General features: G+C 63.9%; 24 protein-coding genes and 2 pseudogenes. 12 read left to right on the top strand and 14 right to left on the bottom strand.

Annotation, left to right across the window (positions count from 1 at the left end; translation table 11 throughout):
* The first annotated feature begins 295 nt into the window (after positions 1-295).
* Both rsgA and FJV77_RS23860 read left to right on the top strand, forming a co-directional pair.
* Positions 296-1,309, top strand: a complete 1,014-nt coding sequence (gene rsgA, locus FJV77_RS23865) for a ribosome small subunit-dependent GTPase A (protein ID WP_246691368.1) — start codon at positions 296-298, stop codon at positions 1,307-1,309.
* A 183-nt stretch (positions 1,310-1,492) separates the two neighbouring features.
* A pseudogene (locus FJV77_RS23860) lies at positions 1,493-1,720 on the top strand (ABC transporter permease); the annotation flags it as partial.
* Positions 1,721-1,994: 274 nt separating this feature from the next.
* On the opposite strand, the gene FJV77_RS23855 reads toward FJV77_RS23860, so the two are convergent.
* Both FJV77_RS23855 and FJV77_RS23850 read right to left on the bottom strand, forming a co-directional pair.
* On the bottom strand, positions 1,995-2,435 hold the full coding sequence (locus FJV77_RS23855) for a hypothetical protein (RefSeq protein ID WP_142869053.1): 441 nt from the start codon (positions 2,433-2,435) through the stop codon (positions 1,995-1,997).
* 420 nt (positions 2,436-2,855) lie between these two features.
* The gene (locus FJV77_RS23850) at positions 2,856-3,737 is read right to left on the bottom strand and encodes a transcriptional regulator GcvA (protein WP_142869052.1); all 882 of its coding nucleotides are present in this window, start codon (positions 3,735-3,737) and stop codon (positions 2,856-2,858) included.
* A gap of 127 nt (positions 3,738-3,864) precedes the next feature.
* On the opposite strand from FJV77_RS23850, the gene FJV77_RS23845 reads away from it, so the two are divergent.
* The gene (locus FJV77_RS23845) at positions 3,865-4,590 is read left to right on the top strand and encodes an SDR family oxidoreductase (protein ID WP_142869051.1); all 726 of its coding nucleotides are present in this window, start codon (positions 3,865-3,867) and stop codon (positions 4,588-4,590) included.
* Between the two features lie 218 nt (positions 4,591-4,808).
* Here FJV77_RS23845 and FJV77_RS23840 read toward each other — a convergent pair whose 3' ends face one another.
* From FJV77_RS23840 to FJV77_RS23825, 4 genes are all read right to left on the bottom strand, one after another.
* Positions 4,809-5,168: a hypothetical protein gene (locus FJV77_RS23840; protein WP_142869050.1), complete on the bottom strand. Its 360-nt coding sequence runs from the start codon at positions 5,166-5,168 to the stop codon at positions 4,809-4,811.
* A gap of 88 nt (positions 5,169-5,256) precedes the next feature.
* Positions 5,257-6,405, bottom strand: coding sequence for an amidohydrolase (locus tag FJV77_RS23835; RefSeq protein ID WP_142869049.1), 1,149 nt, complete (start codon positions 6,403-6,405; stop codon positions 5,257-5,259).
* 25 nt (positions 6,406-6,430) lie between these two features.
* The gene (locus tag FJV77_RS23830; protein ID WP_142869048.1) at positions 6,431-6,847 is read right to left on the bottom strand and encodes a hypothetical protein; all 417 of its coding nucleotides are present in this window, start codon (positions 6,845-6,847) and stop codon (positions 6,431-6,433) included.
* A 35-nt stretch (positions 6,848-6,882) separates the two neighbouring features.
* Positions 6,883-7,281, bottom strand: coding sequence for a hypothetical protein (locus FJV77_RS23825; protein ID WP_142869047.1), 399 nt, complete (start codon positions 7,279-7,281; stop codon positions 6,883-6,885).
* A gap of 269 nt (positions 7,282-7,550) precedes the next feature.
* Here FJV77_RS23825 and FJV77_RS23820 point away from each other — a divergent pair, with 269 nt between their 5' ends.
* A complete protein-coding gene (locus tag FJV77_RS23820) occupies positions 7,551-8,540 on the top strand; it encodes a GlxA family transcriptional regulator (protein ID WP_142869046.1) in 990 nt (329 codons plus the stop codon).
* On the opposite strand, the gene FJV77_RS23815 is transcribed toward FJV77_RS23820, so the two are convergent.
* From FJV77_RS23815 to FJV77_RS23805, 3 genes are read right to left on the bottom strand one after another with little or no spacing between them, the layout of a single operon-like run.
* On the bottom strand, positions 8,527-9,846 hold the full coding sequence (locus FJV77_RS23815; RefSeq protein WP_142869045.1) for an HlyD family type I secretion periplasmic adaptor subunit: 1,320 nt from the start codon (positions 9,844-9,846) through the stop codon (positions 8,527-8,529). The two genes, FJV77_RS23820 and FJV77_RS23815, sit on opposite strands and share 14 nt — an antisense overlap.
* A 3-nt stretch (positions 9,847-9,849) precedes the next feature.
* Positions 9,850-11,622 (bottom strand): type I secretion system permease/ATPase, encoded by a 1,773-nt coding sequence (locus tag FJV77_RS23810; protein ID WP_142869044.1) that lies wholly within the window; start codon positions 11,620-11,622, stop codon positions 9,850-9,852.
* Positions 11,623-13,047 (bottom strand): family 16 glycosylhydrolase, encoded by a 1,425-nt coding sequence (locus FJV77_RS23805; protein WP_142869043.1) that lies wholly within the window; start codon positions 13,045-13,047, stop codon positions 11,623-11,625.
* Between the two features lie 417 nt (positions 13,048-13,464).
* On the opposite strand from FJV77_RS23805, the gene FJV77_RS23800 reads away from it, so the two are divergent.
* Positions 13,465-13,908, top strand: coding sequence for an SRPBCC family protein (locus FJV77_RS23800; protein ID WP_142869042.1), 444 nt, complete (start codon positions 13,465-13,467; stop codon positions 13,906-13,908).
* A 74-nt stretch (positions 13,909-13,982) separates the two neighbouring features.
* Here the strand turns inward: FJV77_RS23800 and FJV77_RS23795 are convergent, their stop codons facing one another.
* The 3 genes and pseudogenes from FJV77_RS23795 to FJV77_RS23785 all read right to left on the bottom strand — a co-directional run bounded on the left by FJV77_RS23795 (position 13,983) and on the right by FJV77_RS23785 (position 17,365).
* On the bottom strand, positions 13,983-14,948 hold the full coding sequence (locus tag FJV77_RS23795; RefSeq protein ID WP_142869041.1) for a hypothetical protein: 966 nt from the start codon (positions 14,946-14,948) through the stop codon (positions 13,983-13,985).
* Positions 14,949-15,084: 136 nt separating this feature from the next.
* A complete protein-coding gene (locus tag FJV77_RS23790) occupies positions 15,085-16,587 on the bottom strand; it encodes an ATP-binding protein (RefSeq protein ID WP_142869040.1) in 1,503 nt (500 codons plus the stop codon).
* Positions 16,588-16,723: 136 nt separating this feature from the next.
* Positions 16,724-17,365: pseudogene (locus FJV77_RS23785) on the bottom strand (glutathione S-transferase family protein).
* A gap of 151 nt (positions 17,366-17,516) precedes the next feature.
* Between FJV77_RS23785 and FJV77_RS23780 the strand changes: the two are divergent.
* The 3 genes from FJV77_RS23780 to FJV77_RS23770 all read left to right on the top strand — a co-directional run bounded on the left by FJV77_RS23780 (position 17,517) and on the right by FJV77_RS23770 (position 18,337).
* Positions 17,517-17,747 (top strand): hypothetical protein, encoded by a 231-nt coding sequence (locus tag FJV77_RS23780; RefSeq protein ID WP_142869039.1) that lies wholly within the window; start codon positions 17,517-17,519, stop codon positions 17,745-17,747.
* A gap of 74 nt (positions 17,748-17,821) precedes the next feature.
* Positions 17,822-18,082 (top strand): DUF982 domain-containing protein, encoded by a 261-nt coding sequence (locus FJV77_RS23775; RefSeq protein ID WP_142869038.1) that lies wholly within the window; start codon positions 17,822-17,824, stop codon positions 18,080-18,082.
* A 66-nt stretch (positions 18,083-18,148) separates the two neighbouring features.
* A complete protein-coding gene (locus FJV77_RS23770) occupies positions 18,149-18,337 on the top strand; it encodes a DUF3606 domain-containing protein (protein ID WP_142869037.1) in 189 nt (62 codons plus the stop codon).
* 47 nt (positions 18,338-18,384) lie between these two features.
* Here FJV77_RS23770 and FJV77_RS23765 read toward each other — a convergent pair whose 3' ends face one another.
* Entirely contained in the window at positions 18,385-18,870 is a 486-nt protein-coding gene (locus tag FJV77_RS23765) for a hypothetical protein (RefSeq protein WP_142869036.1), read from the bottom strand.
* A gap of 178 nt (positions 18,871-19,048) precedes the next feature.
* On the opposite strand from FJV77_RS23765, the gene FJV77_RS23760 reads away from it, so the two are divergent.
* Positions 19,049-19,414 (top strand): RidA family protein, encoded by a 366-nt coding sequence (locus tag FJV77_RS23760; RefSeq protein WP_142869035.1) that lies wholly within the window; start codon positions 19,049-19,051, stop codon positions 19,412-19,414.
* Between the two features lie 29 nt (positions 19,415-19,443).
* Complete coding sequence (locus FJV77_RS23755) at positions 19,444-20,670, top strand: amidohydrolase/deacetylase family metallohydrolase (RefSeq protein ID WP_142869034.1); 1,227 nt, start codon at positions 19,444-19,446, stop codon at positions 20,668-20,670.
* A gap of 154 nt (positions 20,671-20,824) precedes the next feature.
* Here FJV77_RS23755 and FJV77_RS23750 read toward each other — a convergent pair whose 3' ends face one another.
* The gene (locus tag FJV77_RS23750) at positions 20,825-22,615 is read right to left on the bottom strand and encodes an NAD(P)/FAD-dependent oxidoreductase (RefSeq protein WP_142869033.1); all 1,791 of its coding nucleotides are present in this window, start codon (positions 22,613-22,615) and stop codon (positions 20,825-20,827) included.
* 364 nt (positions 22,616-22,979) lie between these two features.
* Between FJV77_RS23750 and FJV77_RS23740 the strand changes: the two genes are divergently transcribed.
* A complete protein-coding gene (locus FJV77_RS23740; RefSeq protein ID WP_023669708.1) occupies positions 22,980-23,069 on the top strand; it encodes a K(+)-transporting ATPase subunit F in 90 nt (29 codons plus the stop codon).
* Positions 23,070-23,087: 18 nt separating this feature from the next.
* The gene (kdpA, locus tag FJV77_RS23735; RefSeq protein ID WP_142869031.1) at positions 23,088-24,791 is read left to right on the top strand and encodes a potassium-transporting ATPase subunit KdpA; all 1,704 of its coding nucleotides are present in this window, start codon (positions 23,088-23,090) and stop codon (positions 24,789-24,791) included.
* The last annotated feature ends 35 nt before the right edge of the window (positions 24,792-24,826 follow it).

Below are 24,826 nucleotides of genomic sequence, written 5' to 3'. Positions count from 1 at the left end.
CCCCCGCCCCCTGTGGCGCCGGCCATCCCCTCCCTCTCTCAAGGAAGACAGCGCGCGAGCGTGAACTCCGCTCACCCTGCGGCGGTTTCTTCTTTTTCTTGGCTGCGGCGCGTTCCTTTGCGTCCGCAAACGGATCGGGGTCGGCGGCCGCCTGATCGCTCCACGTCGCTTGCCAAAATCCGCCATGCCGCCCATAGAACGGCTCGGAACATCACCCGCTCCGAAAGGCTGTTGTCCGCAGCCATTTGCCAAGGATACCCTCGATGCCTGCGACACCGTCCTCTTGGTCAAGGCTTTGACAGAATCCCTCGCCAGCCTCGGATGGACGGATTTTTTCGGCGATCAGCTTGAGCCTGATGAGGCCAGCCTCGTTCCGACGCGTATTGCCTCGGTGCACCGCGACCGCCTGGCCGGCCTGTCCCAGTATGAGCAAACCGATCTGACGCTGCCGACGAATGCGAACACCGGCGACTATGCCGTCGGCGACTGGGTGCTCGTCGAGCCCCATAGTCTCCTGCTGCGGCGCCGCCTGACCCGCAAGACGGTTCTGGAGCGCCGCACGCAGGGCGGCAGGGTGCCGCAGCTGGCAGCGGCCAATGTCGACACGCTGTTCATCGTCACCTCCTGCAATGCCGATTTCAACATCGCTCGGCTCGAGCGCTATCTGGCGCTGGCCAACGAGGCCGGAACGACGCCGGTGATCCTGCTGACCAAGGCCGACACGGCCGAAGACGCAGAGGCGTACCAACGCCAGGCCGCGGCCCTGCAGCGCGGACTGGCCGTGGTGATGCTGAACCCGCGCGTCGCCGATGCCGCAGCGGCGCTCGCCGCCTGGTGCGGCGCGGGCCAGACTGTGGCGCTGGTCGGCTCCTCCGGCGTCGGCAAATCGACGCTGGTCAACACGCTGGCCGGATCGGCGCTGCAAGCGCCGCAACAGACCGCGGGCATCAGGGAGCACGATGCCAAGGGCCGCCACACCACCACGGCCAGATCGCTGCACGCCATTGCCGGCGGCGGTTGGGTGATCGATACGCCGGGCATGCGCACGTTGCATGTCAGTGACGTTGCTTCCGGCATCGACACGCTGTTTGCCGAAATCACCGAGCTTGCCCCGCTGTGCAAGTTCCGCGACTGCACCCATGTCCACGAACCGGGCTGCGCGGTGCAGGCGGCCTTGAAGGCAGGCACGCTCGATCCCGAGCGTCTGGCCCGCTGGCGCAAACTGTCCGAAGAAAACCAGGGCAATACGCCGGTGCAAAGCGGGCCGCGCGGCAACAAATCGCCGGGCGGTCGCCCAAAGCGCCGTTGAGCGGCTAATCCGGAAAAGCCTGAATGGTTTTCTTCGAACCCGCGCAATATGCGCCGGATATCCTGAGTGGATCTTTAGCCGTCCAAGCGCCAAATCCTCGCCGAGCGCCCCTCCCTAGTACCTTGGGGTTATGGCCGCGCTGCGCCGGCTAAGTCATGGTGCCGTCAACTTCGAGAAATGCGATCGGAACTGCTGGTGCTACCCTCGGTCGCCGCCGCCGTGATCGGCGGCACCTCGATCTTCGGCGGCCGCGGCGGCTACACCGGCACCATCATCGGCGCGCTGATCCTGACCGTGCTGACGACGCTGCTGACGATCCTGCAGATGCCGGAGGGGGCAAGGCGGATTCTGTTCGGGCTGATCGTGCTGTTTGTCACGGCCGCGTATCTCAGGATTGTGGAGGAGCGGTAGGGACCGGCATTTCGGGCTTGCCGTCCAAGGCGCAGGCAATCGGATAGGGCGCTCCCCCTCTCCGTCTCGACTTCGTCGAGCCACCTCTCCCCCACTTTGTAGGGGCGAGGAACTCAAGCCTATGAATGCCGCGACCTCCGCGATTAGCGTTTCCTCGCCCCCATGAAATGGGGGAGAGGTGGCCGCGTAGCGGACGGAGAGGGGGCTGGCCGCTGCCCTAGGCGATTGCCGCCGCCCTAAGCGGTCTCACTCACCCGCCCTCGCAACTCCCGCCCTACTTCAACGAAATAGCCATCCCACTCAAATCCGCGTTCACCTGCAGCCCCACCTGCCGGCCCGTGAGCTCGAGCTGGGCGCCCTTGTCATTGGTCATGACGATTACCTGGGCGCCCTTGCCAAGCGCGCCGCCGCCGCCCGCCGCGCCGTAAACCCCGGTCGCATCCCGCACCCTGCGGATGTGCCGCACGGTGCCCCGGAAATAGGTCTTGGAAACGCCGAAGGCGAAGCCACCCGAGACGCCGCCGATCGAGATCGGGTAGCTGCGGCCATGAAAGGTCAGCGTCCCCTCGCCGCCGGAACCACCGACGAAGAAGGCCGCCTTGTAAACGGAAAAGCGGATCGTGCCGCTGTCGGCATGCGCGGCACTGGCAGCGCTGACAGCAACAGCGGCGACAGCCGCAACCGCGAGCGAACGAAAGCTGGATGAAATGGTCATGATGCAAGCTCCACAAAATCGCCGCTCACCCAACCGGCAGGCGGCGTCGAATAAAACTGGAACAGTTTAGGCTGGGATTTGGTTCCAGGCAGGCGGCGAGAGGATCGCTACGAAACGTGGGCAGGCGCTTGCTCCCTCTCGCCCGCTGTCCGCCTAATGCTGGTCATCGCTGCCGCGATCGGCGGCGATTCCATCTCCGGCCCGAGGGCGGCGCTGCTACGCGACAACATCATCTGGCCCTGGCCGCACTGACGACCGACGTGCCGCTCGCGCGACGGCGGCGATGTCGCGCGATTCCGGGTAGATGTAGGCCCACGTCGAGCTACCCTTTGCCGTCACGATGATTTGCCGGTGCCCGACAGCAGGCAGGCAGCTGGGCGACTTTTTTTGTGAAGACATAGTCCCACTGGAAGCCCGCCCCTACCCCACCTCCGCAAACAGCCAATCCCGAAACGCCTTTACCTTCCGCTGCCGGATCGCCTCCGGCGGGTACACCACGTAAAAACTCGAAATCGCCTTCAGCGCGTGGTCGAAAGGCCGCACCAGCCGCCCTGTCGCGAGGTCGGCTGAGACCAGCATGGTGCGGCCGAGCACCACGCCTTCGCCCTGCACGGCCGACTCGACCGCGAAGGTGGCGGAATCGAACGTCAGCCCGCTGTTGGGGTCGACGCCTTCGACGCCGGCGCTGGCCAGCCACGCCGCCCAGTCGATGCGGTAGCCGTCGCGGATCAGCGTGTGGTGTTTGAGATCCTGCGGCGTGCGCAGCGCGTGCGGTCCTTCGAGCAGCCTTGGGCTGCAGACCGGAAACACCTCCTCGCCGGTGAGGAATTCCGACGTCAGCCCGGGATAATGGCCGGCGCCATAGCGGATGGCGATGTCGATGCCGTCGCCGAGGAAATTGGTGAGCTTGCCCGATGTCGAGACGCGCACATCGATGTCGGCATGGGCGCGGTGGAAGCGGTAGAGCCGGGGCACCAGCCATTTGCCGGCAAAGCCATCTGAGGTGCTGACGTTCAGGCTCGTGTTGGAATGGCGCGATGTCGCAGCTAGCGTCGCCACCGTCAGCTGGTCCAGCATCTCGCGCACGGCGCGGGCATAGGGCTCGCCGACCGGGGTGAGGCGCACCGAACGCGTCGCTCGCTCGAACAGCTGCACGCCGAGCTGCTCCTCCAGATGCTTTATCGCCCGGCTGATGGCTCCATGGGTGAGGTTGAGCTCGTCGGCCGCCCTGGAGAAATTCAGATGCCGGGCGGCGGCCTCGAAGGCCGGCAATGCGTTCAGCGGTGGCAGTTTGCGGGGCATGTGCTGATGCCAGGTATCTGTGAGCGTTGGTAACAAATACTTGCCAAATTTTGGTTTGTCCATGCGGCTTTTGCCGGCCACAAATGCTCACAAGATTTGTGATCAAACCTCACTTTAGGAGGACGGCATGGCATCGCTCAACGGACAAAAAATCGTCATCGTCGGCGGCAGTTCCGGCATCGGTCTCGGCGTGGCGAAGGCCGCGGTGGAAGACGGCGCGGAGGTGGTGATCGTCGGCCGCTCGGCGGACAGGCTGAAGGCGGCCGAAAGGGCGCTTGGCGGCCGGGCAACAAGCATTGCCGCCGACATGACCAGCGAAGCGGAGATCGCCCGCCTGTTCGACGCGGTCGGCGCCTTCGATCACCTCGTCTCCACCGCCGGCACGCCGCCGCCCAACTATCCGATCGGCGATACCGACATGGATTTCGTGCGCGGCTTCGTCGACAACAAGCTGATCGGCGCGGTCATGCTGGCCAAGCATGCCGTGCGCGGCATGAAGAAGGGCGGCTCGATGATTTTCACCTCTGGCATCAACAAGGACCGCCCGCCGGTGCCCGGCGGTTCGGTGGTCTCGGCGATCGCCGGCTCGTTCAGCTATTTCGCCCGCGCGTTGGCGCAGGAGCTGGCGCCCAGCCGCGTCAACATCGTCTCGCCCGGCTGGGTCGACACGCCAATGTGGGATGAACTCGTCGGCGAGGCCAAGTCCGGCTACTTCGCCGCCATGGCCGGGCGCGTGCCGGCGGGCAAGGTCGCGGCGCCGGCGGATGTGGCGCCGGCCTATCTCTATCTAATGGCAAGCGAGTTCATGACCGGCGAGACGATCCATATCGATGGTGGGCAAAGGTTGGTTTGACGGGGCAAATCGCATAGGGCGCTCCCCCTCTCCGTCTCGGCTTCGCCGAGCCACCTCTCCCCACTCCCGTGGGGGCGAGGAACCCAAGCTTTTCGAGGCTGCGGCCTTCGCGGTTGGCATTTCCTCGCCCCCATGAAATGGGGGAGAGGTGGCCGCGCAGCGGACGGAGAGGGGGCTGGCGCGGCCTTATACGATTGCGCTGGCTACGATGAATAGCCTCAGGGATATTTCGCCGGCTTCGGTGCGTAGATTTGCGGATCGAAATCCAGATTCTTCGGCAGCGGCAGGCTCGAGCACTGCAGATGCACCTGGCGGGCAAGCAGCCTTCGCTGCTGCTGCTGATGTTCCTTGGCCGCCGCGACGAGGCCCATGCTGTAGGGCCCAAGCAGCACGCCGAAGCCCCATCCCGGCTGCCCCTTCTCGCGCTGGTCGTAATTCATGGCATCGGTGCGGGCCTGCTGGCATTCCGGCGTCGCCCATTTCGGATCCTGCGGCGAAAGCGATGCCCCGTACTGGACTGGAGAACTGACGCATCCCGCCACTGTCGCGGTCAACGCGACGACCACTGCAATTCTCATCCGCAAGCCCTCCTAATTTAGGGCGGCGACTACAGCACGATTCGAGCCGCAAAAAGGCAGCATCGGGATGCGGATTTCGCAGAGCCGCTCAGCCCAGCAGATTGCGCGCCGCGCGCATGAAGATCTTCGAGCCGATCGGAATCAGATCGTCGGGAAAATCATAGTCCGGATTGTGCAGCGAAGGGGTGCGCTCGCCGGCGCCGAGGAAGAACATCGCCGACTTGGCCTTGTGGCCGAAAATGCCGAAATCTTCCGAGGCGCGCATCGGCAGGGCTTCCTCGCTGCGCATGACACCTTCTTCGTCGAGCGCGCGGTTGAGATGCTCCACCGCATCCGGCGCATTGACGCTGGCGACGAAGATCTCGTGGTAGTCGCAGCGGACGGACAGGCGGTGCTCGACCGCGATCCTGGCGGCAAGCACTTCAGCGGCCGCGACCAGTTCCGCCATGCGCTCGTCGCGCCTTGTGCGCAGCGTCGCCCACACCTCGGCGTGAGCAGGCGCGATGCCGAACACGGCCTCGCCCATCGTCGCATGGGTGACGGTCACCATGCTGAAATCGTCGTCGGCGAAGGTGCCGCGCCCGAGCGCCGGCAGCGCCGGCATCAGCTGGCTGATCGCCGGCATCGGCGACACCCCGGTTTCGGGCATGGACGAATGCGCGGTCTTGCCGTCCAGAACGATGCGCATGCCGCGCGAGGCACAGTTCACCACGCCCTCCTTAACGCGCACCTCGCCGAACGGCACGCCGGGCAGATTGTGCAGCGAGAAGGCGAAGTCAGGCGCGATCTCGGCAAAGCGCGGATCGGCGACGACGCCGGCCGCACCATTGCCGGTCTCCTCCGCCGGCTGGAACATCAAGACGACGCGGCCGCGCGCCGGCCTTTCGCGGCCGAGCTGTCGGCCAAGGGCGGCGAGGATCGCGGTATGCCCGTCATGGCCGCACATATGTGATTTTCCTGATACCTGGGAGGCATGGTCGACGCCCGATAGCTCCTCGATCGGCAGCGCATCGAGCTCCGAGCGGAACAACACCGTCGGCCCTGCCTTGCCGCTGTCATAGACTGCCGCGACGCCATGCCCGCCCAGACCGGTCAGCACCTTGTCCGGCCCGGTATCGGCGAGGAAGGCGACGACTTCCTTGGCCGTGTTCTCTTCTTCGTTCGAAATCTCCGGCTGCTGGTGCAGCTTGCGCCGCCATTCGGTCAACTCGATGAGGTCTCGGTTGGTGAGGGTCATGGCGAGGCTCCGGTGATGGTGTCGGTCAAAACACGATAGGGTTTTTCTCGCGTCGTGCGACGCGGATCAACTCCGCTAGCTCAATTCCAAAATCCCGCACATCGGGATCGGGGCTCGATACGATGATCTTTAGTTCGCGCTCAAGTTCACCAAAGCTAGGCTCCTCGATAACATCTCCGCAATGACTGCCGGAATAGAGCACAAGCCGTTCCAAGGCTGATCCTTCACCGATAGTGTCGGCTATCCGCTCGCGCAGGTAGCCGACTTGGGCAATGTTTCCGACACGGAAATGGCAAGCCCTGACTACGTCGAGGGTAAGATTCACCCCCTCGGGATGGATCACTTCGCATTCGCCGGTCATCGGCTCTCGTTGAAACCGATAACCGGGAAATTCCAGCTCCATGGTCGAAGTGCCTTTGAAAACCGCAATATCGAGACCCATGCCGATCCTTCTGCCAGCTTAGTCGGAAATAAGGCCTAGCGTTGGTGACCGCTTTCGGCAGCGACCCGCAAAGCGTCATGGACTACGCGTGCGACAAAAGTCTTGATTTGCTCATCTGAGAATTCCGCGAGAGGCCAGGTCTCAGTAGTTCCCATCGCCCAGCTGGCCGGTCCAACGGTGACGACGCCCAGTTCGGTGCACCTGATATGCCAGTTGACGGAACTCTTGCCAGTACCGGAAGCGAGATAGATCGTCGGGTACATCGGACCTCTGTCACCGGTAGGGTCAAAAGACGTGCTGTAATCCTTGATACGCAGGTCGACTACGTCTTTCCAGGCCTGCTGCGCCTCCGAGAGCGCTGGCCACACCCGCTTGTGCAACGCCTTGCCGACAGGCTCCCAGATGCGAAAAGCTTTTTCGATGTCAGGCGACATTGAGATGGTCTCCACCAGAGATGCCCTCAAAAGCTTGAGAGTAAACCAGCATCGGCCGGCACGGAATGTGCGTAGCGCCCCACGGCGCCCGGGTCTTTTTTGCGCCGCCATGCCGGCCATGGCGCAGAAAGGCAAGTACGGAGGTGGTCGATCTCATCTCCGACATCCGGCGGCCGCTCTTGAAGGGCACAAGACGCAAGCCTGTGCCAAACCGGAAACGTCAGTGATAATAGGCTCCACTCAGCCGAGGGGCGGTTTCCGGGAACACAATGGCCAGGCGGTTTGCGTTTCTCTTGGTTCGCGACTTCACGCTGTCGCCGCTGTCGCTGTTCATCGACACGCTGCGGCTGGCCGGCGATGAGGGCGACCGCAGCCGCCGGATCGAGTTCGACTGGGAGATCGTCGGCGAACGCGGCCTGCCGATCCGGGCGAGTTGCGGCGTCGAATTGCTGCCGACCAAGGCGATGGGCAATCCGGAGGAGTTCGACAATGTCGTCGTGGTCGGCGGCCTGCTCGACACCAACCGCAGCCTGAGTTCCGAAAAGGAGGCCTTCCTGTTGCGCGCCGCCGAAAAGGGCGTGCCGCTGACAGCGCTCTGCACGGGCAGCTTCGTGCTCGCGCGCTACGGTTTGCTCGACGGCTACAGCGCCGCTGTGAGTTGGTTCCACATCAAGGATTTCCGCAGCCAGTTCCCAGACGTGAATGCCCATGCCGACAGCCTGTTTTCCGTCGATCGCGGCCGTTCGACCTGCGCCGGCGGCACCGGTGCGGCCGACCTTGCCGGCCATTTCGTGTCTGAGTTCATCGGCCGCAAGGCGGCGGAAAAAGCCGCCAAGATCCTCGTGCTCGACCGCATCCGCTCGAGCCGCGACGTGCAGCCCGTCGGCGACCTCTTTCCCGCGGCGTCGAGCCGCGCCGTGAAGCGGGCCTTGCTGCTGATGGAAAGCAATCTCCAGGAGACGCTGTCGGTCGCCGAGATCGCGAGCCGCTTGAATTCATCGCGGCGCCAGCTCGAACGCCTGTTTGGCGCCGAACTCGGCATCGGCCCGATGGCCGCCTATCTTGCTCTGCGCGTCCATCATGCCAAGTCGCTGCTGGAAGGAAGCGACTTGGCAATCGGCGAGATCGCCTATCGCTGCGGCTTCCCCAATGCCGGCCATTTCAGCCGCGTCTTTCGCCAGCAGACCGGCACCACGCCGACCCATGTCAGACATCCGAGCCGAATGCCGGGTGAGGCACCCTCGCCTACCGCTCCGTGAACGCCCGCGCGAACGAATCCAGCATCGGGCGCGCCAGATATTCGAAGAAGGTCCGGTCGCCGGTGCTGATAAACGCCTCGACCGGCGTTCCCGGGTAAAGCTGCCCGGCCTTCACCCCCTGCGGCAGCGTGTCCGTAATCTTCAGCCTGGCGCGGAAATACGCCTCGTGCGTGGTTTCATCGATCAGCCGGTCGGCGGAGATTTGGGTCACCGTCGCCGGTACCTCGGGCGTGAGGCGCGCGTTCAGGGCCGACAATCTGAGTTTCGCCGGCTGGCCGACGCGAACCAGATCCACGTCCCTCGGCCGCAGCTTCGCGTCGACGATGAGGCCTGACGCGGTGGGCAGGATCTCCATGATCTTTTGCCCGGGGGCAATCACGCTGCCTTTGGAATTATAGGTTGACGACACCACGATACCGGCTGCCGGCGCCTTGATCGTCGTGCGCTTCAGCACTGCTTCGGCCGCCGTGATCTGTTCCCCGATGTCGGCCAGATTGGTGCGAACCTCGTCAAGCTTGGTGAGCGCCTCCTCGACGCGCTGCGTGGTCGCGCGCTCGACCTGCGCCTGCGCTTCGACGATCTGTGTCCTGGTCGCCGCCAAGTCCGCCTCCAGCGCGCCGGACTGGCCGACCAGATCGGCCTCGCTGCGCAGAAGCTGCGAATATTCGCTGCGGTTGGTGAGGCCCTTGTCGAGCAGCCCGGTCTTGATGCCGAGCTCCTTCTTCACAATGTCGGCCTGCTGCTGGATTGCCAGTTTCTGCGCGTCCAGGCCCAGTGCCGACTCGCGATGCATGGCCACGCGCTGCGCCAGGATCGACTGCTCGGACCGGAACCGGGCGAGCCTGGCGTCGAACTCCTTCTGTTGTTCGCGCACCAGATTGTCGAAATCGCTCTGGAACGGCGCGGGGGCTGTATCGGTGATTGGCGCCAGCCTGTCCGATCCGTCGCGTTCGGCCTCCAGCCGCGCAGCACTTGCCCTGAGCGCGATCGACTGTCTGGTCAGCCGGTTGAGGTCGGCCTCGGTCGCCGTGCGGTCGAGGAGGACCAGCGGCTCGCTTTGTTGCACGCGGTCGCCCTCATGCACCAGCAACTGCTCGATGATGCCGCCCTCGGGGTGCTGGATGAGGATGTTGCCGCCGGTCGCCGAGATCGTGCCGGACGTGATCACCGCGCCGGCGAGCGGAGCGCTCGCCGCCCAATAGCCGAAGCAGCCGGCGAAAAGCGCTATGGCCGCGTAGCCGACGACGGCCGTGCGGCGGAAGTCGGTGCGCGGTCGGCTTTCGAAGGCAAGGCTCTGCTGCATCATCGTCTATGATCCGAAGCGGACGCTGTGCGGGCGCACGGTCGGCACGAACGAGCCCGTCACCACCGCGTTCCCGGCAACGCCCTTGCCGGCCGCCGATTGCCGCAGCACCTCGCTCGCGGGGCCGAAGGCTTCGATCGCGCCGTTGCGCAGGACCATCACACGCTCGCAGGCCGCGGCAATCGACGGGCGATGTGTTATCACGAGCACCGTGACGCCCGCGCCGCGCGCGACCGACAGCATCGCTTCGAGCGCCGCTTCGCCGCTGCCGTCGAGATGGGCGTTGGGCTCGTCCAGCACCAGCATGCGTGGCTTGCCGTAGAAGGCCCGCGCCAGCCCGATCCGCTGCCGCTCGCCGCCCGACAGCACGGTATGCGACGAGCCGATCATGGTCTGATAGCCATCGCGCAGCGTAAGCACCAGCTCATGCGCTTCGGCATGCCTGGCCGCTTCGACGATCGCTGCGTCATCGGCAGCGGAGTCGAAGCGGGCGACGTTTTGCGCGATCGATCCGGGGAAAAGCTCCACCTCCTGCGGGAGATAGCCGATATGCCTGCCAAGCTGGGTTTCGTCCCAGCTCCTCAGGTCGGCGCCGTCGATCCTGACCGCGCCGCCGGTCGGCTGCAGTGCCCCGACAAGCAGTTTCGCCAGCGTCGATTTGCCGGCGCCGCTCGGGCCGACGATCGCCACCGCTTCACCGGCGCCGATGGCAAAATTCAGCCGCTTGAGGATGGGCTCCGCGCCGAATGCCGCATTCGGCGCGATGAAGAAAAGATCCTGTACCGAAATCGCACCGGACGGATCGGGCAAGACGAGCTTGCGCCTTTCCGAAGGCTGCGCCGCAAGCGCGGTGTCCAGCCGCTTCCAGCATCGCCTGGCGTCGACGATCTGCCGCCAGGATCCGATCAATTGGTCGAGCGGCTGCAGCGCGCGCGACGACACCAGCGAGGACGCGAAGATCATGCCGGCGGTCATCTGCCCTTGCAGCACCAGCCACGCGCCGGCGCCGAGGATCGCCAGCTGCAGCATCATGCGCAGCGACCGCGATGTCGCGCTGAAGATCGCGTTGGCGCCTCCGGAACGGTCGTGCAGGGTTAGCGCTTCGGCCACGTGCTGCCCCCAGACCGCGGCCGCATTTTGCACCATGCCCATGGCGCGCAACGTGTCCGTGTTGCGGGCAAAGGCCTGCTCCGCCTGGCTGGCCACGGCAGTGCGTTCCGCCGACATGGCATCGTTCCTGCCGATGGCAAGCTGGTTGGCCACGACGAGGAGAAACAGAAGCACGGCGCCGGCGAGCGTCAGCCAGAACAGGACGGGATGGATGAAATAGAGCAAGGCGAGGAAGACGGGAGCAAACGGCAGGTCGAACAGCACCGCCACGCCGCGTGACCTGATGAAGGCGCAGGCCGTGGCAAGGTCGTTCAGCGGCGACAGCGCACTGCCGGCATATCTGGCGCCAAGCGAGGCAGCGAATGTCCGCGCACCCAGTTTCTGGTCGACGATAGCCGCAATACGCTGCGCGTAAATGGCGCGGACCGCATCCAGCAGGCCGAGGAAGGCGAGCGCGACGACCGCCATGGCCGAGAGATAAAACAGCGTCTCGACGCTGGAGGACGGCAGCACCCGGTCATAGACCTGCAACAGATAGAGCGGAATCACCAGGAGCAGGATGTTGATCAGCAACGAGAAGACGCCGATATCGGCGATGGCGCGCAGGAAGACCGGGCGCAGGCCGGGCCGGATGGCCGCATCCCTGAGCGGCGCGCGGTCCCGCGACATCTAAACCGCGTGCTCGCCTGTTGCGCTCAGATGGCTCTGCTGCAAATCGTTCAGCGTATAGGCGTGGATATAGTCGATCTTCATCTGCGCGGGCGTGGCGAGATGGTCGGGCGGCGCGCCGGCTTGACCGCCGATCGCAAGGTCGACCAGCATATACATGGGCTTGTTCATATCGGACGGCGTCGCCGCTTCCGCGACCTGGACGCCATCATAGGTCCAGACCAGCTTGTCCGGCGCCCACAAAAGGCCATAGGTGTGGAAGCCGGCGGTGTCCGAGACATTCACCGTCGACGAGACCGTGGTGTGCTGCCCCGTCTCATTCGTGTGCGCGGTCATCAGAAGCTGGTTCGGGTTCTGGCCGTACATTTCCACGACGTCCAGCTCCGGCGGCCATGAGCCGTCTTCCGGCAACAGCCAGAAAGCCGGCCAGGCGCCGGTGTTTTCGGGCAGGTCGGCCCGCATTTCGAAATAGCCATAGGTCTGCGAGAAGGAGTCGTGTGTGGTCAGGAGCCCGGAGGTGTATTCGTAGTTGTTGATCAGCGGCTTGATGTCCGCCGGCGTCTGCGCCGCGGTGATGGTGAGAACGCCGCTTGCCACACTGAACGGATGAACCGAGCTCGTTGGCGCGTAATTGGCGTCGATATACCACTGCAGCTCGTTGTTCTGGGTCAACGTGCTGCCGTTCGGCGCGCCCCACCAGAAGTTGGTGTCCCACGTGCCGCCTTGGCTATTGTGAAGGCTCAGCGTGTTGAAGTCGTCGGAGAACGACAGCGTCATGCCGGATTTGTCGACCGGCAGCTCGAACTGGCCGGGCTGCAGCTTGTCGATGGTGGTGTTGTTGAACACCAGCACCTCGTCGGATCCGAGGGTCAGCGCAACGTTCGCTCCCGCCTGCGTCATATGCGCCTTGACGGCGTCGAACGACATGAAGTCGTAGCCATTGAGGCGAATGGTGTCGTCCGCGCCGAAATCGGTGATCAGGTCGCTGCCGTGGCCCTTGGTGATGATGAAGGTGTCAGCGCCGCCACCGCCGATCAGCACGTCGTTACCCAGGCCGCCGTCGAACGTCTGGCTGCTGGTGCCGCCCTTGATGATGTTGTCGAGCGAATTTCCGAACGCGTAGTGATTGGCGCCGGTGACGACGAGGTTCTCGAAATTGTCGGGGAGCTTGTAGCTCATCCAGGTGTCGATCGTGTCGATACCCTCGCCGGGCAGCTCGACCGCTTTGTTGATCGTCGAATAGAGGTGGTAATAATCGTCGCCCGCGCCGCCATACATGGTGACCTTGACGCTGGTGTCGCCCCAGAAGGAATCGTTGCCCGAAGTGCCGTAGAGCTGCGGCCCGGCCCCGGTCGCCGAAAACCAGTGGGTGGAAGCCCCGGTGTAGGGAAGCGGAATGCCTTTGGCGTTGAGGACGGTGCTCATTCGGACACTCCGCGCGTGCTGCCTTGGTCGCTCGACAACCTCCGAGCGACCACTTTGGATCAACTTTTAAATTGATCCATCGCTTCAGGGAATCATCATATAGTACACAAAGAAGATCGTCACCCACAATTTGATAGATCATAGCGAAGCTAATAAGCTGATCCTAATACAATTTAAAGGCGAGACTTTACAAATTTTAATAAATATTGTGAAACTTGTGCCGAAAGATTAGGCAGATTGTCGATGATGCATGCAATTCGTTCGCGACGCGACCGCCCGCCCGAAGCGGCGGTTCGAAAATTGCGGGACGGAAGGCCGCAGGCAAGGGCCCAAAAAATTTGACAGGCCATGTCGGACCGGGTGAAGTCCACCCGTCCTTGGGGCATCGACCAACGAACCACAAAGGATACCGAAGACATGCCAAGCACCGTACGTTTGCACCGCGTTCTGGCGACCAGCGCGGAGAAGGTCTACCGCGCATTCACCGAAGCCGATGCGCTGGCGAAATGGCTGCCGCCGAACGGCTTCACCTGCACAGTGCACAGCTTCGACGCGAAAGTCGGCGGCGCCTTCAAGATGTCGTTCCGCAACTTCACCACGGGCGGCAGCCATTCCTTCGGTGGCGAATATCTCGAACTCGTCCCTGGCGAGCGCCTGCGCTACACCGACAGGTTCGACGATCCCAACCTGCCCGGCGAGATCGTGGTGACCGTGACCTTGAAGAAAGTGTCGGTCGGCACGGAACTCGATATCACGCAGGCGGGCATTCCGGACGCCATTCCGGCCGAGGCGTGCTATCTCGGCTGGCAGGAGTCGCTGCGCAACCTGGCAAAGCTCGTCGAACCCGAGATCAATCAGTAGAGCCACCCAATCGCAATCGACGGCGGCGCGGCCCAGCCCGCGTCGCGACAATGCCGAGCCGAGCTCTCATCGCCTCACGGCCCGCTGCAGATCGGCAGCGGCTGCGGCGGCGGTGGCGGGTTGTCCTTCTTGTATTGCGCGATGATCGGCTCGAGGCGCTGGCGCGGCCAGAATTTCGGCTTGCCGATCTCCTTCAGGCAGGATGCGTTCCAGTAGGCGCCGGATTTGCCAACGGCGGCTATGTCGCGCGATTCGGGATAGATGTAGAGCGTCGTCGGATTGCCCTTCACCATCGAAATGATCTGGTCGGCATCGGCCGGCGACCAGCTGGTGCAGCCATTGCTGCGGCCGCCGGCGTAATCGACCAGCTTGCCGTAAGGCACAAAGCCGTCATGGTCGGCGTAGGAACTGTTCGACTTCTTGCGCAGGCACATGCCGCGCAAGAGCCGCGCCGCGTGGCCGCCGATCACACGCTGTCTGGCATTCGCCGCCTCACCCTCGCCGTCGAACTGGATAAAGGTGCGTTGCAGAATCTGATCCTGCTTCGCGCCAAGGCGATAGAAACCCTTGAATGACGTCTTTGCCTCGCTGGTCATATAGGCGCCGCCCATCGTCAAGGACGAGTCCAGGGCATTGCCGAAGTTTTTCGCACAGCGTTTCCCGTTGGAGAAATCGACGACGCCCTTCAGATTGCGGCCGCCGCCATGCCCTGACGAAATCGCGCGAAACGACTGCTTGGCTTCGCAGATGACATAGTAGCGGCGGCCCAGCGCACCGCCGCCGAGATCGCCCGGACGCGTCGCATCCATGGCGAAATAGCAGCCATTGTGGACAGCGCCCTGAGACTCCTTCTTCTGATAAAGCGCGCGCGCCCGTTCCAGCACCACTTGAGAGATTTCGCCGTCACCATCGCCGACATGGGCCTGCAACCAATCCGGTATACCGGAGGACGCGGCAAACGACCGGGCTGCCACAGTCAGAGCGATAACGGCGACGGCAAGGATGCCGAGGACAAAGACAGCCAGAGATTTCAACCGCACCGAACAACCCTCCCGCCCGAACCGTTCTGCGATTCTCAGAAACCATCATAATTCGCCGCTCACCGATCGGCGAAACACATCTTGTTCAGAACCGCCTACATAAGCGATGAGGCTAGGCTACCCAAAGCGCCCGCAATCACAGCGCCAAACTCCCCTGGTCCGCCTCCGCGGCATTGGGATCGCCAGGCGCCGTCGCCCAGGCGAGTTCGACCAGCGTCACTGTGCGCCGGCCGGTGCCGTCGAGCTGGCAGACGATGAGGCCTTGCTCCTCGATATAGGTGAGCAGCCGCCTGGCGCGCCGCAGCGAGTGTGAACCGTAGGCACGCGCGATCGCTGCGTCGCTCGGGCACGGCCAGCCCTCCTTGGCGGCGCGCGCGATCATCATGAACACGCCTTGCATGTCCTCGGGCAGCAGCGAGGCGCGGACGGAAACATCTTGCCAGGCATCGTCGCCTGCCATGTCTGCACCAAGCCCGGCGCGCGCACGCGTCAGCATGCGGCGGAATTCGGAGAGGTCCGGTACCACCGAGGCAAGGCCTTCGATGCGGCAACGAACCACGAACTCCTGATAGAGCACGCCGATGACGCGAAAGCCCGCATCGGGCTGCGCCAAGATGGCGCGCAGGACACGGTCCACCCGCTCTCGCCGCTCGGCCAGATCCTCGGCGCTTACCGCCGGCTCCGCCGGTTCGGGGCGGATTTCCAACGCCGCCGACTTGGCCGCCATCAGCTGATCGAGCAGGTCGGGCGATGCCACCCGGCGCGGGGCGCGCATCGTCTCGGGCGGCGGCGCCGCCAGGATGATCGCGCGGGCGTCCTCAAGAGCCGATTCCGGCATCGCCATCAGCCGCGGCGTGCCGTTGCGCGGGCTTGTCTCGGTCTGGCCGATGCGCACGCCGAGCGGACGGCGCGACAGCGCCGGGCCGAGCGCCATGAACTGCCCGCGCTCGAGGTCGCGAAACGCCTCGGCCTGGCGCCGCTCCATGCCGAGAAGGTCGGCGGCGCGCGCCATGTCGATATCGAGGAAGGTGCGGCCCATGAGGAAATTGGAGGCTTCCGCCGCGACATTCTTGGCGAGCTTGGCCAGCCGCTGGGTGGCGATGATGCCGGCAAGTCCGCGCTTGCGGCCGCGGCACATCAGATTGGTCATGGCGCCGAGCGAGAGTTTTCGCGCTTCGTCCGACACCTCGCCGGCCACCGCCGGGGCGAACAGCTGCGCCTCGTCGACCACCACCAGCATCGGGTACCAGTGCTCGCGGGCGACTTCGAAGAGGCCGCCGAGGAAGGCGGCGGCGCGGCGCATCTGGTTCTCGGCATCCAGCCCTTCGAGATTGAGCACGGTGGAGACGCGATGGATGCGCGCCCGCTCGCCGGCCGCCTGCAGCCCGCGCTCGGTATGCTCCTCGGCATCGATGACCAGATGGCCGTAGTGGTCGCCCAGCGAGACGAAATCGCCTTCGGGGTCGATGATCGTCTGTTGCACCCAAGGTGCGCTCTGCTCCAAGAGCCGGCGCAAAAGATGCGATTTGCCGGAGCCGGAATTGCCCTGTACCAGAAGCCGGGTTGCCAGCAGCTCCTCTAGGTCAAGCGCCGCCGGCGCACCCGCCGTCGTCTGTCCCATCTCGATGGCTACGGTCATGTCACGACTCTCCTTGAGGAGAGGGCTTATCAACCTGACCGCAAGCCGTCGAGCGCACCAAGGCAACAGGCCCGGTGTTCCACACCTATGCTGCCAAAGCGCCACACTTGGCCGACCTGGTCGGTTGAAAAGCTGGCTAGACCGGCTTCACCGGCGGCAAAAGCGGCGCATCCAGCCCGTCAAAGGGATCGCGCCAGGCGTCGATGGCCTCGAGCCGGCGATACCAACTGAGGACCGATGGATAATCATCCAACGGCAGGCCGGCGACATCGTTGAACGGCAGAAACGTCGCCATGCGGAAATCGGCATAGGAAAGCGACTTGCCCACCAGCCATTGCCGCCGGGCAAGCTCCGCCTCGAGGATCGCCGCCGCAATGCGGAACTCGGCCAGCCCGTCCTCGACCTTGCCCTGGTCGATCGGGCCAATCCCGTAGCGCTGCTTGGTGCCGCGCTCGAAATGCACGGTGTCGCAGGCCCTGACGAAATTCTCCTTGCCCCAGCTCAGCCAGCGGATCATGTCGGGTTCCTCGTCGCCGCTGCGCCAGAAGTCCGAACCCGCCGCGCGCTACAACTTGCAGGCTATGGCGTCGGCTTCCCACAGGCTGCCGCCCAACCATGCCAGTATGGGGACGGAAAGATTGGGATTGAGCGGCCGGAAACGGTCGGCCTGCCCCGGCGCGAAGGGCGCCGCGAACTCAAACTCGACCGTCGCCTGCAGATGGCGTGCCGTTACAACGGCGAGGCGCGGATTGGGGTTGCGGCTGAAGAAAAGTTTCATATCCGGGCAGCCCTTGGACGCTGTTTGTTCGATCCTATCAAACACGCAAACGTGCCCTCTCGGCAATCTGGTCGGACCACGATTCCGCTGGCGCAAGCCGCCGTTCGGCGTATCATTCCTGCGGGAGAGGGTTATTGGCAGGAGGAAGCCAATGAACGTTGTAACAAGCGTACCTGTCATCGATCTGACAGCCCAGAACCTTGTTTCCTCTGCGCTTTCCAAATTCCGCGCCGGCGATACTGTCTCGACCCGAGCGGCGCTCGACGCCATCCGCCGTATGAATCCGACTTGTGTCGACAGCGACGACGATCTGGTCGAGATGATCGTCATGGCAGCAATTGGTAAGACCATGGCAGTCGTGTTCGACCACCGCTCCCGCTAGCCCTGTGGAACGAAACGCGGGTTGCGCCGTTTCGATTGTCTTCAAGTTCGAGTTGAGTTCCAGGAGTAGCGTCAATGCGTGATGAACAATTCGACGTTCCCGTGACCATAGAAACTAAACACAGCGGCCGGTTGCTGACAGTCACAGGCACGGTGCAGGCGGCTGCGCTGCTGGTCGACCGGTGGCCGGACGAAGAGCGCGGGCCGAAATATCGCTCGGCGCTGAAAGCGATGATGGATGCGATGGAACAGCGCCGGGCGGTCGGCACGGCGCGAAGGGCATTTACTGCTGCCGCCAGGGAGGCGCGTGTATTCGTCGGCGAAGGCCGCCGCTAACAGCATGTTCTGGGAACTCCCGGAAAGCCTGGTCGTTATGCTCCGGTCGAAACGAGGAGCGCACTCATGGCCGACGACAAGACCAGGACAGACAACCGCGACCGCTCGCAAGTGGCTGGGGACGAGGACTATGAGGTCAGGCATTTCGCCGAAGAGGCAGGCATCACCCCGGACCAGGCCCGGACACTCATTAAGCGCCACGGCACCGATCGCAAGGTGCTGCACGAAATAGCCGAGAGCATAAAAGGGCAGTAGGACCAGGCAGAGCCGACTTCGCGATACCTCGCGGAGGCGATCCCTCTCTAGTTCCCCAAGGGATGCGGCATGTAGCCGACGAAGCCGGCGATCTTCCAGCGCCCCGACACTTTCCTGCAGAAATACAGCGTCTGCCATTTCAACCGGTCGACGCTGCCGTCTGCCTTGGCCACTGAACCGTTGAACTTCTTGTGGAGCACTGCCCGGTCGCCATCGACATCGATGTCGCGCATGTTGGTGACGCGAAACAGCGCCTCGCGCAGCGGCTCGGCGAACTTCGTCGCCGCCGTCTCCTTGGCCTGCCGCAGCCACTCGTCGCGATAGACGGCAAGCGATGGAAATTGCAGCCGCCAGGCGTCGGCGTCGTTGAGGAAATGCGCGTGCATGCCGAAGAAACTGTCAGCGATGAAATCATCCTCGACCATCGACCAGTCCTGGCCGATGAAGGCGTCGATGTCGCGCCGCACCAGCATTTCCCAGAGCGCGTAACGATCGGCATCGCCTTCCGGGAACGGGTTCTTGTCGAAAGTCATTCAAAAATCTCCTGTCGGGAAAATGCGCCGCGCGAAGATGCTGGCCGTCCCCTGATAAAGCAACACGCATCTGGAAAAATCTTGCTTTCCCAAAACGCCCCTATGAGGATCACCGGGACAGGCGTAGAGCGGTCGGCGAAAACGGGGCGCAGCCCGCCATTTCGAACAGGAGTTTCCCTTGCCCAAAGAGTGTTTTGGAACATCCCATGTGCCGCTGTCGCCGGCGGTGCGCGCCGGCGATTTCGTCTACATCTCCGGTCAGGTGCCGGTCGACGCCGACCGCATCGTGGTCAAGGGCGGGATTACCGAGCAGACCGAGCAGGTGCTGCAGAATGTAAAGGCAGCATTGGCGCTGGCCAGCTGCACCATGGACGATGTCGTCAAGACCACGGTCTGGCTCGAGGATGCGCGTGACTTCGGCGCCTTCAATGCCGTCTACGCCAGGCATTTTCCCAGCAACCCGCCGGCCCGCACGACCGTCGAATCCCGGCTGATGATCGACATCAAGATCGAGGTCGAAGCCGTCGCCTATCGGCCGGTTTGATCAGTAGATAGACACCAGCGGAGGCGCCGATGCAGTTCGATCTCCTGATCAAGGGCGGCCGCCTGATCGATCCGGCCTCGGGCCTGGACGCCGTGCGCGATGTCGCCGTCGCGAACGGACGCATCGCGGCAATCGAGGCGGCGATCGACGCCGAGCACGCCATTGACGTCGTCGATGCCCGCGATTGCATCGTCACGCCGGGCCTCATCGACCTGCACAGCCATGTCTATTGGGGCGGCACCTCGCTCGGCGTCGACGCCGACCGGCTGGCGGCCAAGAGCGGCACCACCACCTTCATCGACGCCGGCAGTGCGGGTGCGGGCAATTTCCTCGGCTTTCGCCGCCATGTCATCGAGCGCTCGAAGGTGCGCATCCTCGCTTACGTCAACATTTCCTTTGCCGGCATATTCGGCTTCTCGCAGACGGTCTCGGTCGGCGAATGCAGCGATCTCGGGCTCTGCGAGCCGCGCGAGACCGTGGCGGCGGTGCGCGAGCACGCCGATGTCGTCGTCGGCGTCAAAGTGCGCTCCGGCAAGCATGCCGGCGGAACCAGCGGCATTGCGCCGGTCGATCTCGCGCTGGAGGCTGCCGACCAGGCCGGCCTGCCGCTGATGGCACACATAGATGAGCCACCGCCCGGCCGCTCCGAAGTGCTGCCGCGCCTTCGCCCCGGCGACATCCTCACTCACTGTTTTCGCCCGTTCCCCAACGCGCCGGTCTTCGCCTCCGGCGCCGTGCGCCCAGACATGCGGCTCGCCCGCGAACGCGGCGTCATCTTCGACATCGGCCACGGCATGGGCTCGTTCGACTTCGAGGTGGCCAAGGCGATGCTGGCCGAGGGCCTGGCGCCGGACGTCATCTCGAGCGACGTGCATCTCTATTGCGTCGACGGTCCCGCCTTCGACATATTGGTCTGCATGTCGAAGCTGATGGCTCTCGGCATGCCGTTGGTCGAGGTTTTGCACGCGGCGACGCAGCGCCCGGCCGAGGCGATCGCCAGGCCGGAGCTCGGCACGCTGAAGGTTGGCGGCATCGGCGATATCGCGGTGCTCAGGCTGCGCCCCGGCCGCTTTACCTTCGTCGACGCCGTCGGCGCAGCACTTGTCGCCGACCAGCGGCTGACTTCGGACGGCATCGTTGTCGGTGGTGTCTGGTGGCCGAACGAGGCCGGCGATCACAACGAGACCGAGAGGTTCGAGCCTCACGCGAACCATACGCATGTGGATGTGGCGGCGCGGCATTTTAGGCGCGGATAATCTCCCCCCTTGAGGGGGAGATGTCGCCGAAGGCGACAGAGGGGGTCGCCGCGCGTGAAGTGCTAACTTTCAGATGCCGCAAGAGGACGAGCCCAGTCGAACCGACCCCCTCTGTCCTGCCGGACATCTCCCCCTCGAGGGGGGAGATCGAACGTCACCGCCCCGCATTACTCACCGCCCCATAAACCGGCGTCGCGATCCCCTCCATCCGCGCCTTGATCTGCAGCGCCACATATTTCGAATAAAACCGCGACAGCGCCAGGTTGCCGCCATGGAACCACAGCGCCTCCTGCGCCGTCGGCTTCCACATGTTGCGCAATTCGCCTTGCCACGGTCCGGGGTCGCCCTTGACGCCGGAGCCGAGGCCCCAGCATGGCCCGACCTTGTCGGCGACCTCGCGCGAGACGATCGCCGCCACCGTCTCGTTCATCGACTGATAGCCGGTGCACGAGATGATCGCATCGACCGCCAGCTCGCTGCCGTCGTCGAAGGCAATGCCGGTCGGCGTCAGCGATTTGATACCGACGCCGCTCTTCACCTTGATCTCGCCATTGATGATCAGCTCGCAGGCGCCGACATCGATATAATAGCCGGAGCCGGTGCGGTAGGCCTTCATCAGAAGCCCGGTCTCATCCTCGCCGAAATCGATGGCGAAGCCTGAAGCGCGCAGCCGGTCGTAGAAGTCGGTGTCGCGTTCCTTGATCACCTCGTAGAGGTCCCGCTGGCCCTTGGGCACCAGCGCGAACGGCGTCGAGGCGACGATCATGTCGGCCTTGTCGGTGGTGATGCCGCGCGCCAGCGCGTTTTCCGAAAAGATCTCGAAGCCGACTTCCATCAGCGTGTCGGACTTCACCACCGTCGTCGGCGAACGCTGGATCATGGTGACGTCGGCGCCGCTCTCCCAGAGGTCGACGCTGACGTCATGGCCGGAGCTTGCCGCGCCGATGACCGCGACCTTTTTACCGCGGAATTTCTCGCCGCTCGCATACTGGCTGGAATGCAAGAGCTCGCCCTTGAAAGTCTCGGCGCCGAGCAGCGCGATCTTCCGCGGCGGGCCGTAGGCGCCGGTGGCAAAGACGATGTGTTTCGGCTTCAGCGTGATGTGCCGGCCGACACGGTCGACCACCACCGTCCACACCTTCTCGGCCTCATCATAGGAGGCGCTGACGCATTTGGTGGCGACCCAGTAGTTGAGCTCCATCACCCTGACATACATCTCCAGCCAGTCGCCCATCTTGTCCTTGGGCGTGAACACCGGCCAGTTCTCAGGGAACGGAATGTAGGGCAGATGGTCGTACCAGACCGGATCGTGCAGCACGAGCGAGCGGTAGCGGGTGCGCCAGGAATCGCCGGGGCGCGCATTCTTCTCGATGATGATGGTGGGCACGCCGAGCTGCCTCAGCCGCGCGCCGAGCATGATGCCGCCCTGGCCGCCGCCGATGACCAGGCAACAGGGCTGCTCGGTGGCGCCGAGGTCGCGCGTCTCGCGTGCCCGCGCCTCCGCCCATGTCTCCCGCGCCGGATCGGCCTTGTGACGAATACCGAGCGGCCGCGCCGGTCCCTTTTGTTCCTCGAATCCCTTGAGCTCGCGCATCGCCGTGAACAATGTCCGGCAGCGGCCATCCCTGAGGCGCACGATCCCCTCGCCGCGCGCGACAGAGGTTTCGAACGTGAACCAGGCTTCGACGGTGCCTTCGTCCGACGTCGCTTCGCCAGACAAGGTCCAGTGCGACGGCTTCACCGTCACGAGCGTTGCCTGCAGCATGTCGCGGATGGCGTCGCGACCTTCCATGGTCGTGATGTTCCAGGTGAAGGTCAGAAGATCGCGCCAGTAGCAGTCCTTGACGAACAGGTTGGCGGCGGCCTCGATGTCGTCCGCTTCCAGCGCCCGTGCAAGGGCGGAAAGCCATGTCGCCGCCTGTTTCGATGGGGCCATGTCGAGCATCTGTTGTCCTCGTCTTTCGCTGACATTGTTTCGAAACACGGCGCCGCCGCAAGAGGGCTGTGCCCGCGAGCGGCCCAAATCTTTATAGGAATTTTATATCTTTCCCCTCGGCCCCGTCTCGAACCTTTATGGCCATCGGGTCCATATTCCAGCCAAGCAAAACGCTCCGGCCGCCGTGACCGATCGAGGTACGGTGGATCGTTCTCATGGAATTTCTGGCTCGCCAGCAGCTGGCGCCAAATACAAGCAGAAGCAAGGACCAACACAATGGACATTGTCGTCATCGGGATCGACGTTTTGTTTTTCGCTCTTTCTCTCGCCTACATCAGAGCCTGCGACGCGCTTTAAGCGGAAGGATCACACCATGCTTGTCGATTACATCCTCGGTGGCGGCGTCACCTTGTTCCTGCTCGTCTACCTCACATACGCCCTCGTTCGCCCGGAACGCTTCTGAGCACGGAAAGCTATTCTCATGACTCTCAACGGATGGATACAGATCCTCGTCTATTGCGGGATCGTCGTTTTGCTCGCGAAGCCGCTCGGCGGCTACATGTACCGCGTCTTCAACGGCGACCGCACATTCCTGTCGCCGGTCCTCGGCCCTATCGAGCGCGGCCTCTATCGCATTTCGGGCACCAGCGAGCGCGAGGAGCAGCACTGGACCGCCTATGCCTCAGGCATCATCTTCTTCAGCCTTGCCAGCTTCCTGGTGCTTTATATGCTGCAGCGCCTGCAAGGCGCCCTGCCGTACAATCCGGCGGGCATGACCGCTGTCGAGCCCAACCTCGCCTTCAACACCGCCGTCAGCTTCGTCACCAACACCAACTGGCAGAATTACGGCGGCGAAAGCACGATGTCCTACCTCGTGCAGATGGCCGGCCTTACCGTGCAGAACTTCATGTCCGCCGCCGTCGGCATCGCCATTGCGGTGGCGCTGATCCGCGGCTTCGCCCGCGCCTCGGCAAAATCGATCGGCAATTTCTGGGTCGATATGACCCGCTGCACGCTCTACATCCTTTTGCCGCTCTGCATCGTGCTGACGCTCGTCTATGTCTGGCTCGGCATGCCGCAGACGATCGGGCCATATGTCGACGCCACCACGCTGGAGGGCGCCAAGCAGACGCTCGCACTTGGACCGGTCGCCTCACAGGCCGCCATCAAGATGCTCGGCACCAATGGCGGCGGCTTTTTCAACGCCAATGCCGCCCATCCCTTCGAGAACCCGGACGCCATCTCCAACCTGATCCAGATGGTGACGATTTTCGCGCTCGGTGCGGCGCTGACCAACGTCTTTGGCCGCATGGTCGGCAACCAGCGCCAAGGCTGGGCGATCCTGGCCACGATGGGCGTGCTGTTCATCGCCGGTGTCGCCGTCTGCTACTGGGCGGAAGCCGCCGGCAATCCGCTGGTTCACGCGCTTGGCATCGGCGGCGGCAACATGGAAGGCAAGGAGAGCCGCTTCGGCATTGCCGCCTCGGCGCTGTTTGCCGTCATCACCACGGCCGCAAGCTGCGGCGCCGTCAATGCCATGCATGATAGTTTCACCGCGCTTGGCGGCCTGATCCCGATGGTCAACATGCAGCTCGGCGAGGTCATCGTCGGCGGTGTCGGCGCCGGCTTCTACGGTATCATGATGTTCATCGTCGTCGCCGTCTTCGTCGCCGGCCTGATGGTCGGCCGCACGCCGGAATATCTCGGCAAAAAGATCGAGGCCAAGGAGGTCAAGATGGCGATGCTCGCCATCCTGTGCCTGCCGCTGGCAATGCTGACCTTCACGGCGATAGCCGTGGTGCTGCCAAGCGCCGTGGCCTCCATGGCCAATGGCGGCCCGCACGGCTTCTCCGAGGTTCTCTATGCCTACAGCTCGGCGGCGGCCAACAACGGCTCGGCCTTTGGCGGCCTCTCAGGCAATACGCCCTGGTACAACATCACGCTCGGCATCACCATGCTGATGGGCCGCTTCCTGGTCATCATCCCGGCGCTCGCCATTGCCGGCTCGCTGGTGGCGAAGAAGACGGTGCCTGCCTCGGCCGGCACCTTCCCGACCGATGGTCCGCTGTTCGTCGGCCTGCTCGTCGGCGTCATCCTGATCGTCGTTGGCCTGACCTTTTTCCCGGCACTGGCGATCGGACCGATCGTCGAACACCTGGCTACCATCAACGGGCAGACCTTCTGAGGCTTGTCATGTCCTGGTTCAACCCAAAACGCAGG

The sequence above is a fragment of the Mesorhizobium sp. WSM4306 genome (genome assembly GCF_007003975.1).
Classification (GTDB): Bacteria; Pseudomonadota; Alphaproteobacteria; order Rhizobiales; family Rhizobiaceae; genus Mesorhizobium.
The sequence above is the reverse complement of the archived record's forward strand: the minus strand, read 5'-3'. Positions and strand labels throughout refer to the sequence as shown.